At 57.1% G+C, this 15049-nt stretch carries 10 protein-coding genes; 8 read left to right on the plus strand and 2 right to left on the minus strand.

Annotated elements, in window-relative coordinates:
• Nucleotides 1-177 precede the first annotated feature (177 nt).
• Nucleotides 178-579, plus strand: coding sequence for a helix-turn-helix domain-containing protein (locus tag ACK2SD_RS12130; RefSeq protein WP_412462255.1), 402 nt, complete (start codon nucleotides 178-180; stop codon nucleotides 577-579).
• A 28-nt stretch (nucleotides 580-607) separates the two neighbouring features.
• Here ACK2SD_RS12130 and ACK2SD_RS12135 read toward each other — a convergent pair whose 3' ends face one another.
• Nucleotides 608-1015 (minus strand): hypothetical protein, encoded by a 408-nt coding sequence (locus ACK2SD_RS12135; RefSeq protein ID WP_274138608.1) that lies wholly within the window; start codon nucleotides 1013-1015, stop codon nucleotides 608-610.
• 36 nt (nucleotides 1016-1051) lie between these two features.
• Between ACK2SD_RS12135 and ACK2SD_RS12140 the strand changes: the two genes are divergently transcribed.
• The 7 genes from ACK2SD_RS12140 (at nucleotide 1052) to ACK2SD_RS12170 (ending at nucleotide 14022) form a co-directional block, all read left to right on the plus strand.
• Nucleotides 1052-1219 carry a hypothetical protein gene (locus tag ACK2SD_RS12140; protein ID WP_274138610.1) on the plus strand — a complete coding sequence of 56 codons (168 nt, stop codon included), beginning with the start codon at nucleotides 1052-1054 and terminating at the stop codon, nucleotides 1217-1219.
• A 195-nt stretch (nucleotides 1220-1414) separates the two neighbouring features.
• Nucleotides 1415-2446, plus strand: coding sequence for a hypothetical protein (locus ACK2SD_RS12145; RefSeq protein WP_412462256.1), 1032 nt, complete (start codon nucleotides 1415-1417; stop codon nucleotides 2444-2446).
• The gene (locus ACK2SD_RS12150; protein ID WP_412462257.1) at nucleotides 2424-5498 is read left to right on the plus strand and encodes a hypothetical protein; all 3075 of its coding nucleotides are present in this window, start codon (nucleotides 2424-2426) and stop codon (nucleotides 5496-5498) included. The genes ACK2SD_RS12145 and ACK2SD_RS12150 overlap by 23 nt, the downstream gene beginning before the upstream one ends.
• A gap of 15 nt (nucleotides 5499-5513) precedes the next feature.
• On the plus strand, nucleotides 5514-7856 hold the full coding sequence (locus ACK2SD_RS12155; protein ID WP_412462258.1) for an RNaseH domain-containing protein: 2343 nt from the start codon (nucleotides 5514-5516) through the stop codon (nucleotides 7854-7856).
• A 244-nt stretch (nucleotides 7857-8100) separates the two neighbouring features.
• Nucleotides 8101-10515 carry a TerB N-terminal domain-containing protein gene (locus ACK2SD_RS12160; RefSeq protein WP_412462259.1) on the plus strand — a complete coding sequence of 805 codons (2415 nt, stop codon included), beginning with the start codon at nucleotides 8101-8103 and terminating at the stop codon, nucleotides 10513-10515.
• Nucleotides 10512-11807 carry an ATP-binding protein gene (locus tag ACK2SD_RS12165; protein WP_412462260.1) on the plus strand — a complete coding sequence of 432 codons (1296 nt, stop codon included), beginning with the start codon at nucleotides 10512-10514 and terminating at the stop codon, nucleotides 11805-11807. Before ACK2SD_RS12160 ends, ACK2SD_RS12165 begins: the two co-directional genes overlap by 4 nt.
• Complete coding sequence (locus tag ACK2SD_RS12170) at nucleotides 11782-14022, plus strand: DEAD/DEAH box helicase (RefSeq protein ID WP_412459805.1); 2241 nt, start codon at nucleotides 11782-11784, stop codon at nucleotides 14020-14022. Before ACK2SD_RS12165 ends, ACK2SD_RS12170 begins: the two co-directional genes overlap by 26 nt.
• Nucleotides 14023-14050: 28 nt before the next feature.
• Here the strand turns inward: ACK2SD_RS12170 and ACK2SD_RS12175 are convergent, their stop codons facing one another.
• Nucleotides 14051-15022 carry a DNA-binding protein gene (locus tag ACK2SD_RS12175; protein ID WP_412459806.1) on the minus strand — a complete coding sequence of 324 codons (972 nt, stop codon included), beginning with the start codon at nucleotides 15020-15022 and terminating at the stop codon, nucleotides 14051-14053.
• Nucleotides 15023-15049: the final 27 nt, after the last annotated feature.

Genomic DNA, 15049 nt, shown 5'->3' on the forward strand with positions numbered 1-15049 from the left:
TTGCCTGCAAAAGGGGGGGCAGGATGTCAGGGACAAGCATCTGCTGTACCCAGAATGATCCCCTCAGGTTAGTAGGCGAGCTGAGTGCCTGTGGTACTCTCTGGCGCTCTAGGTCGGGTCTTTCCGCTGCAACAGATGTGCGTGGGCCCCTCCAACTCTCCTTGGCCAGGAGCATCAATGTCGCTTAAAACAGGATTCGCCACTGTACTGAAAGCCATCCGGACTAGCCGCGGGCTTACCCATAAGAACATGTCGGGTGCTAGCAGCCGTGGCTACATGCTGAAGCTCGAGCATGGGCGTTCAAGCCCAACTGTCGACAAGCTGATAGCCATCAGTGATGCGATGGGGGTGAGTCCTCTGACACTGTTCACATTGACGTTGAGCGTCGATAGCGGTCAGCCCATTGATGCCCTCGTGCAGCGACTCAAAGCTGACATTGCAGACCTCGAAACCAACGATGCGCTCAAAAGCCTGGGCGTTTCATCGCTTCCACATGAACGCCCGATATGGCCTGCTTCATCCCGCCGGCGCAAAGTTGCCAGCTGCTCCACTCAGGCTGAACTGTGTTTCGCTGAGTAGCGGAAGGAACCAACCGTCGCTTCGAAGGTTAAATCCCAAGATCAATCGAGAACAGGGTGTCCCTGAGCTCAGTGGGCACGGCTTGGTCACGTACAAGGCGTTTGAGTACGTGATAGCTCACATGAGACCGTAATCGCTGCCGGACAGGGATGTAACTGGTATCCGTGCACGGCACATTCGCGCTAGGGAGCACGCGCTCTAGCACTGCGAAGGCTATGGCGCCAACGTCTTGCTTGTAGATGCGAGTCAAGCTGTCCAGGCCAGGGCTTCTGCGGTAGCTGATCACTGCATCAGTCACTATCGACGTGAGAGAATCGTGGTAATACGCCGCGGCGCAAGTCCACACCTGCGCTTCCTGTTCAACCTTCAATGCCCTGCTCTCATGGCTTTCATTCGGCGCGCAATATTCTGCTAAAGCGTGCTTGAGCGCCAGCATGCCAGTTGCACCTCAACCATCCCGGAACCCTCGAACATGCACATTCAACTGGATCTGAACCACAACGATCGCGACGCGTTGCTGCACCACTGCCAGGAGTTTGTTCCTGCGAGCGGGGACGCCCGCGAGGATGCCCGGCTGGCCGATGCCTTGGAAGCGCTAGCCGTTGCGCTGGAAGAAGCCCTGCTCATGAAGGATGAGTGAAATCCTGAAGCACTGAATCAGGAGGCTCAATCTGACGGGCTACTGGCGTGGGCTCATCACGCTCCACGGTCAGTCAATATCTGGCAAAAACGAATGAATGAGCCAGTATTGAACGACGGGCTCCAATCGTCGCGTGTAAAAAGGCAGCGATTAGCGGGGCGCTAGCGACTCCTGGGATTACAGGAGCATCACCACTTGGATAAAGAAGCATACCGGAGAAATCTCCTGTGGCGGCTTGCCGACGCAGCGTCCAAGTGTGCGCGCAATCGTGTTGAGGGATTCGAGCTGCTCAGGCAGGCCAGCGCCCACTTACACCGACTGCACCCTGACCATGTAGTGATGACGGCACAAGAGTTGGAAGCCAATTTTCGTCGTCCACTGGAGACCTGGCTGCCAGATGAGATTCGCGGGGAACTCACCGGTGTGCTCCTCGCCCCCTCCAATGCCCCTACCCGCACGTGCACAGAGCTGTTGTTGGAGTTCAACGCCCGGGAGCAGTACGAGCAGACCCAGCAGCTGATTCGTCGCGTGAGGGACATTTGTAAGGCAATCCCTGAGGGCGATGAGCTGTACCGAAGCTTCCGGGAGTTCCTGGTACTGAATGGCAAGACAACCCGCCACCCACTTCGTGTGTTGTTTCAACCTCTCGACCTTTCCGTGGAAGACCTCTACAGGCAGCCGGAACGCCATGAGATTCTCGCTGGCAAGATGTACCTGTGCCCTTCGTGCCGCTGGCCAATGACGATCACTCAGTCCCACATAGCGTGCCCCTCCCAGTGGTGCGAGCACGCCGGGAGCATTTTCGACCTTCATCGTCGCCAGGTCATCAACCGGCTGGATGGCAATAGCCTGAAGGGCCAAGTGGTCGACGATGAGACCTTGGTGCTGCAAGACGCCTACTGGAAGTTCACCTTGCTGCCCGGATTGCTGGAGATCCAGCTTGCTAGAGGCCTACGCGTGATGGGCTTTCTTCCAACGCTGTGGCCGGATGTCGATGAGGCGGACGTGCGCATCGACGTCGCTGGCATGCCCCTCGATCTGGACGCCAAAGTGTGGCGCTACCCTGAAGCCCTTGAGGCACACCTTCAGCCCGCCAGCCGTGGGCCAAATCGTTGGATTGTCATTCCCGACTACCAGGCTCGATCCCTGCCTAACCTGAGAGAACGTTTGGGGCCATACATCCACACCTACAGTAGCTGTCTCAATGAACTCAAGCGCCGAGCGTGATCGTGTCGAGGCCGGCTGCATCCTCTTTTTGGCCATCGCATGCCGTGATGCGGGCAATACACCGACCATTGGGGATGCGGCGGCGCTGGCTTCTGGCCAATTGGCTCACTGGGGGGGACTTCATGGTCTGACGAGGGAGGAGCTGGCGTCCCTCGGCATTGCGCTGCGCTTCGTACATCCAGAAATTACGGAGCCTCGGGTGTTTCTGTACACCGCCCAGAGCGTGATGCTGCTGCCTCACAGCTACTTCATGCTTGTCGACGAGCCAGACTTCGTCAGACTCACATTTGGCCATCGCTACCAGCTGACTCAGGTCTTAGACGCTAGGGATCTGATTCAGGATTACCTGCAAATTGTCTGTCGGCACCACCCCCCAACTCGCAAGAAGATTCCTGTCGACAGGGGGTTTGACCTGCGAGCTAAGTTTGGTGAGCGCTACCAATACTATTCGTTTGATGAAAGTGATCTCTCAGCATTACCCCCACCGGATCAAACACTGCCGATTCCCGTCCGGCCGGAAGCTCACGAGGCTCGCTGGAGCTACTCGGCGCTCAAGGCCATCGCTGAGCAACTGGATGATGCGCCTCGCTTACATGGCAGCCATCTGAAGAGCTTGCAGAACATCTTGCGGCGCGAGCGCAGCATGGAGGCAGCCGCGGGAGTTTTTTATCGGGTTAATGCACCCACCGGCTCAGGCAAAACAGTGCTGGTGGTCATGATGGCCATCGATGCTGCCCGCCGGGGTGAGTCCGTCGTGCTCGTGGTGCCAGGGCTGCTAGAGGTCGAAGGATTGACGGCCGAGTTGAGAAACTCGCTCAGTATCGTCGCCCCACACCTGACAGCGGCTCCTCTGCACGGCGAACGTCGCCTAGCTGAGATTGCCGCGCGGCAATTCGATATAGGTGGCCAATCTCCACCGTACGAACACATTTGCCTGCTTCAGGCGCATGCCAGTGATGGCGTACCGATCCCCTCTTCCAGGGAGCCTTGTTTTGGACTTCGATTAGTGGAATCGACAGGCCAGGGCAATGAGCGAATCTCAAAAATTGCGCACTGCCCATTCCTCTTCAAATGCGGGAAGACATCGATGCTGGCCGGCGCACTAAAAGCAGACATCGTGGTGGTGAATCACGATGCACTGCTTGCGGCCTCGACCAGCATCCCGCTAGAGGACAGCGACCGTCTTGGCACAAGGCGCAGCTATCTAGAGCTTTTGCTTCGGACTAAATCAATTTTCCTGGTGGATGAGATCGATGGGTTGCTAAGCCGCACGATCAAGAACTGCACCACGACCTTGGAGCTAGGAGGTAAACGCCACGACACGGCGCTTGCTCGCCTGCGGGCGGAGGTCGATAACCTCCCCGGCATTCAAGGGATGAAGCAGAGCAAATTCAACGTCTTGAAGTGGGCGCTGACCTTCATGGCTCAAACCCCGGATGAAATCCTGGACTTGTGCGATGAAAAGCATTTTCGGTGGCCCAGCCATGGTATGCGATGGCCTCAGTCCGAGGACAGGATGTTGCAGCATACGCTCCAGGTCGACGCCGACATGCTTGAAGCCCTTTACCGCCTGAATGATCGATCAGTGCCGATGGAGCTGCATGACTTGCATGACAATCTGACCTACTGGGCGATCAAGGAAGCCCGAGCTCCGGCAGATGTAATTCGCCAACTCACCAATATCCTCAAACGGCTTTCTGATTCAGGACACATTCACAAAGCTGGTACCAAAGCAGGAGACATGAAGGCGGCGCTGATCCTGCGCGGGTCTCTGGGCCTTATCCAGGAGCAAATAGCCATACTCCACCGCCACATGCGTGATTTGCTCTGGGCTGACATCCCTAACGCCCGCGAGGTGGAGAATGCTTTGGAGGGAACTCCCTCGTTAACACTTGTTCGTAACGGGCCGCTCCAGCACCCCATCTGCGGATTCAAATACCAGGTTGGGGATCATGGCCCTGCGACGCTGCATGTGGAAACGCTGAAGGGCGACCCGCACGCTACTTTGCAGTTTCTGCCCAACCTCACCTCCCTGGCCTTTTCAAACGCACAGCGCGTTTTCATTGGGCTTTCGGCCACCGCGCACTTTCCAGGTGCGAGCCGTTATGACCTACCTGCGACCGACCTCATCGATGTTCCTGATGCCGCAGGACAGATTTCTTTCTGCAACCTGTCAACGACAGCTCAAATTTCCGGAAGCCGACCCAGGGTACGAAAGCGCAAGGTGAGAGAACTGGCCGAAGAGCTTGCCTTGTGTTTGCCGCCAATGCTGCTGGCCCAATTGAAGGAAGATGCCACCCGGGGGCGATTTGTCCTGATAACCAACAGCGATTCAGATGCTGAGGTGCTCGCGATAGCGCTGCGTCATGCATTTAGCAAACTAGAGCCATCAGAGGATTTGGGGCGTCTGGGTGAGCAGGTTCTATGGGTTCGGGGTAAGAGTGCAGCGGCCCGGCCAACGGAAATGCCGGCAGATTGCGCCATGTTGCATCATGACTTGCCTACTTTGCTGACCGGGGAGCATCAGGCCAAGCGCTTTCTGGTGAGTTCGCTGTCACCGATTGCACGTGGCCACAACATTGTTCACCCCAATGGTCGTTCTGCCATCGGCGCCATCATTGTGTGCGTTCGCCCGCTTCCACCCTCTGACAATCCTACTGACACCCTGGGACATGTGGCATACGACAACAGTAAAAGCCTCGGCGTCTACAGAACGCCCGGAGAGGCCATGGTCGCGTCCAGATCATTGGCTTACCGTAACCTCAATGCGATTCGGTACGCCTTGCCCAATTTTTCCAGCCAGCCGGAGAACATCCGCCATTTCACGATCATGAACATTTTGGTCGACCTAGCGCAGCTGGCAGGTAGGGGGCGCCGTGGTGAAACGCCAATCACTTGCTATTTTGGTGATGCGGCGTTTGTCGATGGCAAAACATCCTGGGCTGATTTGCTGAGGGCTAGCATCCAGCATATGAAGAAAGATGGGGAATGGGATGACTTCTGCCGGGAGCACGCAGGCATGGCGGGTGCAATGGAGCAATACATTCTATAAGGGGAGCATGCGTCAATGAGCACAAAGCACCTTCGCACTAATCTGTTTCGGTTCGACCCTGCTCAGTTGGGGCATGTCTACCAGTCCGTGGTTGATCCGGAGTTCTATGGGGCCTGGCGAGCGATCGAAGCGGTTGTTCCGTTCAAGGAGAGAAACCTCCCGACTCGAGGCTTGCAAGAACTGCTTGCCGTGATTTCCAAGGGGCCGGTGAAGGCCAACCCCAGGCCGTCGCCCCGGGCTGATGCTGCGGCGTTGCTCATGCTCAATGAGATCCCCCTCTCCATACTCAACGAAGCATTGGAGATCTGGGGGGAGGAAGTGTTGAAGTCCTACCGCCATAGCCTTCCTGGTATCGCCAAGCGCCTAGTGGTCAAAGAGCTGATTCCGCTGGAGGCCGAGACGCTATTCACGCCAAGTGCTACCAAGGGCGGTGCCTACGCTGTCATACCATGGCTCGTAGGGCAGCGCATGGCCGCCAAGCCCATGAAGACCCAGCCAGGCGCACCGGTGAAACTGTTTGAGACTGCGGACTATCGGCACAACAGAGACGGGATGACGCTTCTGACATGGGATACCCCCATATTGGCTGCCGAGCAGGGAGAGATTGCCCACCATGCGCTCGACCTGAAGCTGTCCATGCTCCCCGGGCATCAAAAGCCCTACCTCGACCTGAGGGTGCATATCAACCGAGTGATGCCTAACTGGGTTGGGAAAAAGCTACATGCCTGGGTGAGCTCGAATAACGGGATCGTCTGCTGTAGAGTCAAAACGCCCCCAGCTGTTGATGGAAAATGGGTGACCCATTACGTGCATCCCACCAGTCGCATCTTGGGCTACCTTGGGTTTGATCCCCTGCCCGCCATCGTTGAGGGTGACATTCCCCCAGATAGCAGCATCCGTCCCATTTTTGCGACAACCCCCTCAAACGCTGCGATTGGGGCGGGCGCCGGCCCACTGTTCTTTGATGAAGCCAGTTTTCATCTTACCGAATGCGTACCTGGTACTGAGCCAATGCTGGCGCAACGAGTGATTTCCGGTTTCCGGCAAAAACGACCAGTCGGTGAATCAACTTTGCCAGCCCTACCGGTCATGGTGCTTGCCTCTTCTGCTGACCTTGTCATGCGGCTTCATGAGGCCACTCAAGATCTCGCGACTCAGGCCAAGCTGTTCAAGCGGCTTGAGACCCCAGCGTTTGAGCTCAAACGCCTCTCGGTGCCGGAGATGGCAACGCACGTACTCCAGCCTTGTGAGAGCGATGCCAATATGGAGGCCTGGTTCAAATCGGAGGCGCTTCCTGAAATTCAGCGTACTTCGGCGCAAGTGGTCATCATCGAAACCACACCAGAACTGGCGAGGAAAAAACTGAGCGATCCCAAGCACAAATTGCGTGATCTGTTCGCTCGCCACGGCGTGCGTACCCAGTTCATCTTCCATCCTCCCATCAAATCCAGGCGAGTGCGCCGGGGGAAGCTCGATGCAGATCATCCGGCGCTGAACGCATTGATCGAGTGCATTCGCCTGCATGGGCTGATTCCAATGCCTCTTCCGGAAGCACCGCGGTTGGCCCCGAATACCATGATCCTGTCCGTGTATCTGGAGCGCATTTCAGAGGAAGGCGGGTATGTTCACCTGCCGGTCATCACACGCATTGAAACCGGCAGTCAGAGAGCGGAGGTTTTCTGGGGAAGCAATGGGGATGGCTCGGTTGGCCGTTGGTATCCGTATGGCGATGCCGCTGCCCTCATCCATAGCACCAGGACGCTTCTCAGCGAGCAGGAGGTCATGCGCCTGGTCAATCAAGCTTTCCTTGCGCCAAGACGTGCTCCGGAGCAACCGTTGATTGTATGCCTCGACAAGGGGCTGGCTCGAATCTACAAAGCGCTGCAGGACGCTCCTGCCGGGGATCTTCCTCCTATACCAGCTGATGCGGCCGTCGTCAGGGTACGTTGCGATGAGAACAGCGCGCTGGTGACTGGCAACCATTCGAAATCGCCAGCTACTCCGGCGCATATCGGCAATCGCATCGGGCTCTACAGCGCAGAGGACGACCACCGCGTTCATTACTTTGTTTCGCCATCCAGGCACTACAACAAAGAATCCTCTCATCGCAATGCCAATCGATACAGTGCAGATGAAGGGCTGGATAAGCCGTGGCATCAACTCGGTGTGACTGAACTGGTTGTCCTCCATCCTGGCGCTTTCCAGAGTGAAGCCGTTGTGGCGGAAGGCATCGGTCTTCTGTGCCGTCATGCTCCGCTCTGGGACTGGTACATCCGGTTGCCGGGCCCCATGCACCTTGGGAAGAAGATCGCTGCCGACCATCCCTATGTTGAATCACAGAGGAGCTCGTTCGCTTGAAATCCCCAGGAGTACATTTGTACTCCTGGGTGATAACGCTCCGGATTATGGCCTACGAAGACCAGCACCGAGATCTCTTATGCCGTCATTGCACAACCGTCCGTAGGCTCTTAGGCAAGCGGTTCTCCACGCGATCCAGTTCAGGGATTTTGTCAGTAAGCTCCCTTCGTCTGTTCCGCTTGGCCGGCCCTGAAAAATCCGTAAGAATGTCATTTGGCCATTACCAACAGTACGGAACACTCATATGCCACGGAAGCGAAAAGGGAGCGGCGGCGGGCCGATCGCTCTGTATGCCTTGTTATTCGTCGTTGCCCTCTTGGCCCAAGTTCCCAAACAGGTGTGGATTGCCCTCGGGGTGATCCTGGGAATAGGCGTACTGGTATGGGCACTCAGACGCGCTACCCAAGCAAAGGCTGACGTTCGTGAATATGATATTCCTGCTCAGACTGTTGCATCCTCTCCACAAACACCCGCTGTAACCGCCCAGTTCAGCGCCAGCACTCACGAGCGAGACTTCCATACCGTTCAGGTTGGCTCGACCAGAGATAGTCAGACCTACGCCATCCCACAGCCAAGCGCGAAGCCCATGGGAGTCCGTTGGCTGGCAGAAAATGATTCCATCAACGTGGCTGGCTTGGCCATCCCCGGCGGACTGCTCTACATCACCGAGCGAGCGACACAATTCGGCCAATCTGAACCGTCCCTGATTGATGCCACGCTTCGTGTCGCGCGCTCACCGATGAACCTCACCGAGCGACAGATGCCCTACTGGCCAAGCTACCGGAGCATCACGCCCGAGGCGCGGCGAGCGTACCTGCAATGGTTGGCAGGAGGTCGTTGCCAGCCTGCTGATGCGGGTTACGTATTCCTGTTTTTCTATGGGCTTGAACGCCGCACGCTGATCGATGCACCAAGCGACCCTCAGGCCAAGGCTGAAATCCCGGCCATCAAGGCCGAAGTCGAGCGTTTACTTGGCCTTTACGGCGACAACAATTCCTTCCGCGGATACGCCACTCGCTTCCTCGCTCATGTCGACGCGGGTTCTGTTCAACCTCAGAGCTACATGAGTGAACCCACCGCCAGCGCCACAGATGGGTATGAGCTGCCCATGTCCCTACGCGTTGCGCTGGGCCAGATGGCAGTGGACAAACATCCGCTCAACCCGGGCTGGGCATTGGCCTGGGCGCTTGCAGAACCCAACATTTCCAGGCGTACACCCGTGACCAGGTGCCCGGAACAATTCGCAGCGCTCTTCAAAAACGAATTCGCGAAACGCTATCCCAACGGCATTGCGCTCCCCCAGAACAAGACCAAGCTCAAGATTGCCTATCGCCCCGCCTCTGCCGGATTGAACATTCCGGCAGTGGCCGTAGGTGACCTTCCTGATGTCGCGGCAACCTCAGGAACGCGTAACAAGCTGCAGGTCATTGTAGAGGACTGCACCACCGTACTCGATGCTTACAGTCGGTATCTGGGGCGCAATCCAGACGCCGGGGATAGCCTGGAAGCCATCCTCCAGTTGCCAACCGAACTCTGGCCTGCTGATGCGAAATCGGAACTCGAACAGTTGGAGCAACGCGTCGGGGGCGAAACCCTCTGCATGAGTTTCGGTGAGCTGGCAGGCCGATTCAAATCCGCCGGCGCCCTCTCTCGCGACAAAGTCGTAGCACTAGCCCGCGCTCTGGAAAGCAAGCGAATTGGACTGGAGCCCGATGTCCTTTCCGGCAGCCGTACGCCCAAGGCAGAAGACACCATCGCGCTGTTCGCCTCGGACTCTGACGAAGGCACGCTTCGCGCTACGGATGCCTACAGCGCCGCAGCAGTGACGTTAGACCTGGCCAGTGCAGTCGCAGCTGCAGACGGTGACACCTCGCTTGAGGAAATCAGCCTACTATCTGGGCACATTGACTCGTGGGATCACCTTTGCGTCGCGCATCGCAAACGCCTGAAAGCGCACCTCCAAATTCAGCTGAAGCAACCGCCCACGCTGGCCAGCCTCAAGAAGAAGCTTGAACCCTTGACCCTCGAGGCCAAACGAAAAATTGCCAGCTTCCTGGCCCATTTGGCACATGCGGATGGCGAGGTGACGCCGCAGGAAGTGAAGCTGCTTGAGCGCGTTTACAAAACGCTCGCCCTCGATCCGCAGTGCGTCTACAGGGATCTCCATAGTGCAGCCGTTCGCCCTTCCCAGGTTGTGGAGGCAATGACTTCGACCGCCACGTCGGCGACTGCGGCCGAAGCTTCAGAAGGCATGGGTTCAGGCTTCGCACTGGACATGGGCAAGGTCGCTCGTTTGCAACAAGAAACGGCAGAGGTGTCGGCGCTTCTGGCCAGCGTCTTCAATGAAGAGTCTCCCACCGAAACATCTGGCGCCTTGGAACCAGAAGCGCCCCAAGAACAGGAAGGCAGCAGCGCCGAACAGCTTGCTACCGTTCATGGTTTGGACGTCGAGCATTCTGCGCTCCTCCGCCTGTTGGTTTCTCGGACTGAATGGAGCCGCGCTGAGCTGGAAGACGCAGCCAGCGATATGGAACTGATGCTGGATGGCGCTCTGGAACGGATCAACGACACAGCGTTTGAGCTGTTCGACATGCCTGTGACTGAAGGTGATGATCCCATCGAAATCAACCCCGAAATTCTGGATGAATTAGCCCTATGAGCAAAATACGAGCAAAGGATCGCGACGCGGTCATTCAATCGCTGCGTGCGGGTGTTGTGCCCCGTGTAGGGCAGCATCTGATCCAGGTAGGTCGGGCGGGTGAACTCGACTCGCTGCTCAAGGATGTGGATCGTCTCGCGGATGGCGGCTCCGCATTCCGCGTCGTCGTTGGCGAGTATGGCGCGGGTAAAACCTTCTTCCTCAACCTGGTTCGCGGCATCGCAATGGAGCGCAAGCTCGTCACCATGCACGCCGATTTGAATCCTGATCGTCGTCTTCATGCTTCGGGCGGTCAGGCGCGCTCACTTTACTCCGAACTGGCCAAGAACATGGCCACGCGCACCAAATCCGATGGCGGCGCGCTCCAGGGTATCGTTGAGAAATTCATCTCACAGGCTAAAACAGAAGCCAAGAGTAAAGGTGTCGAAAGCGAGGTGGTCATTCGTGAGTACCTGGCGGAGCTCACCGAGATGGTCAGCGGCTATGACTTTGCCGACGTCATTGCTGCCTATTGTCGCGGTTTTGAGGAAGGCAATGAGCAGCTCAAGGCTGATGCCATCCGCTGGCTGCGCGGCGAATTTTCCACCAAGACCGATGCCCGGGCTGCGCTGGGCGTGCGTACGATCGTCGAAGATGCATCCGTCTACGACCAGTTGAAATTGCTGTCACGGTTTGTGCGCCTGGCCGGCTTCGGCGGCTTGATGGTCTGCCTGGATGAATTGGTCAACCTGTACAAACTGGCAAACACGCAAGCCCGCAACGCCAACTACGAACAGATTCTGCGGATACTCAATGATTCGCTGCAGGGTTCGGCTGAAGGCCTGGGCTTTGTCCTGGGCGGCACACCAGAGTTTCTGATGGACACGCGTAGGGGACTCTACAGCTACCCTGCCCTGCAATCGCGTCTCGCGGAAAACAGCTTTGCGAAGTCTGGCCTGGTTGACCTTTCTGGGCCTGTCATTCGGCTCAGCAGCCTGACCCCTGAAGACTTCTACGTGCTGCTGCAGAAGCTGCGCAATGTCTATGCCTTCGGCGAACCTGAGAAGTTCTTGCTGCCGGACGAAGCCATCCCAGCGTTTATGGCGCACTGCAACCAGCGCTTGGGCGAGGCCTATTTCCGGACGCCGCGCACGACCATTACGGCTTTCATCAACCTGCTCGCGGTAATCGAGCAGAACCCTACAGCGGACTGGCGCACTTTGCTCGGCGCCGTGGAGCTGGCCAAGGATGAGGCTGGGCAACAGGATCTTGAAGTTGAGGCCGACGATGAGCTCGCCAGCTTCAAGCTCTGACTCTTCTTCGTTTGAACGTCTACACCCCGAGGTTCAGCAATGGGTCTGGTCACAGGGGTGGACGTCGTTACGTGATGCTCAGGAGTGGGCGGTACCAGCATTGGTGGCCTCTGATCGCGATGTGATCATTGCAGCGTCCACCGCCGCCGGTAAAACAGAGGCCGCATTCCTACCTATCCTGACCAACCTGCTCAATAACAGTGAGCCCGCCGGCGCAGTGCTGTATATCAGCCCGCTCAAGGCACTGATCAACGATCAATGGGATAGGCTTAGCCGGCTATGTGAGAGGCTCGAGCTGCCCGTGGTTGCGTGGCATGGTGATGTGGCTGCAAGCAAGAAACAACGGTTTCTGAAATCGCCTGAGGGCATCTTGCTGATCACACCGGAGTCCCTTGAGGCTCTCTTCGTAAACAGAGGATCGGGTTTACCTGGGGCTTTTCAGAACCTGCGCTACATCGTCGTCGATGAGCTTCATGCCTTCATTGGCAGTGAGCGCGGCAAGCAACTGCAATCGCTCATGCAGCGGGTTGAGATTGTTGTAGGCAGAGACCTGCCTCGTGTAGGGCTATCTGCAACGCTTGGTGAGATGTCACTGGCCCGAAAATTCCTGAGGCCCGCTCGCCCCGATGACATCACCGTCATCGAGTCGAAATCCTCTGGCCAGGAGCTCCAGGTGCAGGTACGCGGCTACATTGAACAGCCGATGCAGCAGCTGGTGGCTCAACACCCCGGGAGTGCTTCAACAGATGAAGGCGCCGAGGAGGAAGACACCTCAGGTACCAAGGTGGCAATCGCAGGTCATCTGTATAAGGTACTAAGGGGGCATAACAACCTGATCTTCCCCAATAGGCGCCAAGACGTTGAATGGTTTGCAGACCGGCTGCGTTCCCTGTGCGAGAACGATGGAGTGCCAAACGAGTTCTGGCCACACCACGGGAGCTTGTCCAAGGAATTGCGCCAGGATGCCGAGCGGGCGTTGAAAGCGGGTGATCCTCCAGCGTCTGCCGTATGCACTACCACCCTGGAGCTGGGTATCGACATCGGGAACATCAGGACAGTCGCTCAGATCGGCTGTCCGCCCTCCGTAGCAAGTCTGAGGCAACGGCTGGGCCGCTCAGGTCGTCGCTCCGGTGAGCCCGCCATGCTCCGAGCGTACTGCCGAGAGCGCCCCCTAACGGATCAGTCTGATCTCTCCGATCAATTACGTGAGGGACTTGTTCAAACCGTCGCCATGATCCGCTTGCTGATCAGTGGCTGGTTTGAACCGCCTCGGTCGGGAGGCCTGCACGCCTCTACACTGGTGCAGCAGTGCTTGTCCTCGATTGCACAGCTCGGCGGTGCCTCGGCGGCGCAATTATGGGGAAATCTCATAGCAAGCGGCAGTTTTGCGAGCGTCACCAAGCCTGATTTTCTGTCTTTGCTCAAAGGTATGGGTGAGAAGGAGTTGATCGTCCAGGACAGTTCAGGGCTACTGCTGCCAGGCGAGCTCGGGGAGCGCTTGATCAACCACTATGAGTTCTACTCCGCATTCACGAGCGATGAAGAGTTTCGTTTGCTCCGGGATGGCAAACCACTTGGCTCGCTACCCATCAGCAAACCCCTAACCAAGGGGCAGCGCATCATTTTCGGCGGCAGACGCTGGCAGGTTCAGGATGTCGACCTTGAAGCGAAGGTAATCGTGGTCACGCCGGCGCTGGGCGGTGAACCCCCTCAGTTTGATGGGTTAGGCGCGCAGGTGGATGATCGCGTCAGGCTTGAAATGCGGAATGTGCTGAGCGAAACCACCCCCTGTCCGTTCCTGGACAAACACGCTCAAGCTCTACTGGAAGAGGCTCGGAGTAACTTCCGTGCCCTCGGCTTAAGTGGCACGGCGATTGTTGGCTCTGCCAGCGTAAGTCACGTGGCGACTTGGCGGGGGGACTACACCAACGATGCGCTAGCATTGCTGCTTAGGCATGTGGGCATTCAGTGCGAAAACAACGGGCTCTTCCTGGAGGTTGCTTTCGGTGAGGAAGACACGTTGCGAGCGTTGCGCGTGGTCGGTCAAATGGACGTTTCGGATGTGGAGCCCATCCTGGAAAACGTTGAAAACATGATCCGAGAAAAATGGGATTGGGCCCTTCCCCGCTCACTGCTAATGAAGTCGTTTGCCTCAAGCCATCTTGATCTCAAAGCCGCGGTCGCCACCGCTCGACTTCTTGCTCTGGAATCGTAGAGAGAGGAATGCCCATAGCACGACTCTTCTACGATCCGTCGCTCATTTTTTCGAGGTCGGCTTCTAAATTGGCAAGCTTTTGGATCAATGCAGCTTCTCTCAACTTCCCTGCGGCGGCCTCGGACAGGGCTTCACTAGCCTCTTTAGCCTTTGCTTCCAATTGCTGAGAAAGTAGTTCCTTAGCTCCTTCTGCTCGAGCAGCCGCAGCATTGGCAATCCCGAGCTCGCCACGCATGGCCTCTAAGTCCTCACGACGTTGCGAGGCTTCCCTGGCATGCTGGCGATTCTCGGCAATGAAGCGCTCGTTATCCCTGATCAGACGGGAGATCTCTTCCTGCTTGACCATCAATGTCTGCTGCAGGACGGTCACCTCTTGCTGCATCTGGTAGACCTGGGATTCATGGCGGCTCAGATCTTGGTCTCGCTGTTCCTTGACAGAGGCACGATAGTGTTCGAGGGCCTCCCGGGCGTGCGTATGCTTTTGCTCCAGCGACTGAATCTGCCCATCCTTCTCTTGCACCCGAACCTCAAGATCAGTGCAGCTCTGGCTGAGCCTGGCATTCCTCGTGATCTCGGTCTGCAGCGTGGAATGAGTAGTTTTGAGCTCTTCATCCTGGGTTTGCAGGGCTGATTGCAGTTTTGCAGTCTCTTCTTTCGCTTGGTCTAGCTGACTTTGAAGTGTACTGACCTCCTGGTTCATCGCCCTGCGCTCTAGGTCAAAAGCTGCGCGTTCATGTGCCAGGGCCTCGTTCCCCTCCTCCAGCAAACGCTCCAACATTTTGCCCACCAGCTCAGTCAGCTCATCGCTTAGTCTCGCAGGGGAAGCTGATGGGCGAGGGTCGTGAGCATCTATTTCCTTCAAATAGCGCTGAATTGTCGTCTTTGAGCCGGTATTTCCAAGCTCTATCCGAATCGCGTCAATGCTTGGATTTAGGCCTCGGGCAACCAGCGCTTCACGAGCTTTGCGCACAAGCGCCAGGTTAATACCGCCTCTAGCCATGATCTCTCCTACGATTTCGTACTGTTT

Origin of the sequence: Pseudomonas sp. SC11 (assembly GCF_047039205.1) — a bacterium.
GTDB lineage: Bacteria > Pseudomonadota > Gammaproteobacteria > Pseudomonadales > Pseudomonadaceae > Aquipseudomonas > Aquipseudomonas boreofloridensis.

What these genes read in the sequence shown, in the direction of transcription:
- ACK2SD_RS12130 (WP_412462255.1), top strand. Translation starts at nt 178, where the DNA reads ATGTCGCTTAAAACAGGATTCGCCACTGTACTGAAAGCCATCCGGACT.
- ACK2SD_RS12135 (WP_274138608.1), bottom strand. Translation starts at nt 1,015, where the DNA reads ATGCTGGCGCTCAAGCACGCTTTAGCAGAATATTGCGCGCCGAATGAA.
- ACK2SD_RS12140 (WP_274138610.1), top strand. Translation starts at nt 1,052, where the DNA reads ATGCACATTCAACTGGATCTGAACCACAACGATCGCGACGCGTTGCTG.
- ACK2SD_RS12150 (WP_412462257.1), top strand. Translation starts at nt 2,424, where the DNA reads ATGAACTCAAGCGCCGAGCGTGATCGTGTCGAGGCCGGCTGCATCCTC.
- ACK2SD_RS12155 (WP_412462258.1), top strand. Translation starts at nt 5,514, where the DNA reads ATGAGCACAAAGCACCTTCGCACTAATCTGTTTCGGTTCGACCCTGCT.
- ACK2SD_RS12160 (WP_412462259.1), top strand. Translation starts at nt 8,101, where the DNA reads ATGCCACGGAAGCGAAAAGGGAGCGGCGGCGGGCCGATCGCTCTGTAT.
- ACK2SD_RS12165 (WP_412462260.1), top strand. Translation starts at nt 10,512, where the DNA reads ATGAGCAAAATACGAGCAAAGGATCGCGACGCGGTCATTCAATCGCTG.
- ACK2SD_RS12170 (WP_412459805.1), top strand. Translation starts at nt 11,782, where the DNA reads ATGAGCTCGCCAGCTTCAAGCTCTGACTCTTCTTCGTTTGAACGTCTA.
- ACK2SD_RS12175 (WP_412459806.1), bottom strand. Translation starts at nt 15,022, where the DNA reads ATGGCTAGAGGCGGTATTAACCTGGCGCTTGTGCGCAAAGCTCGTGAA.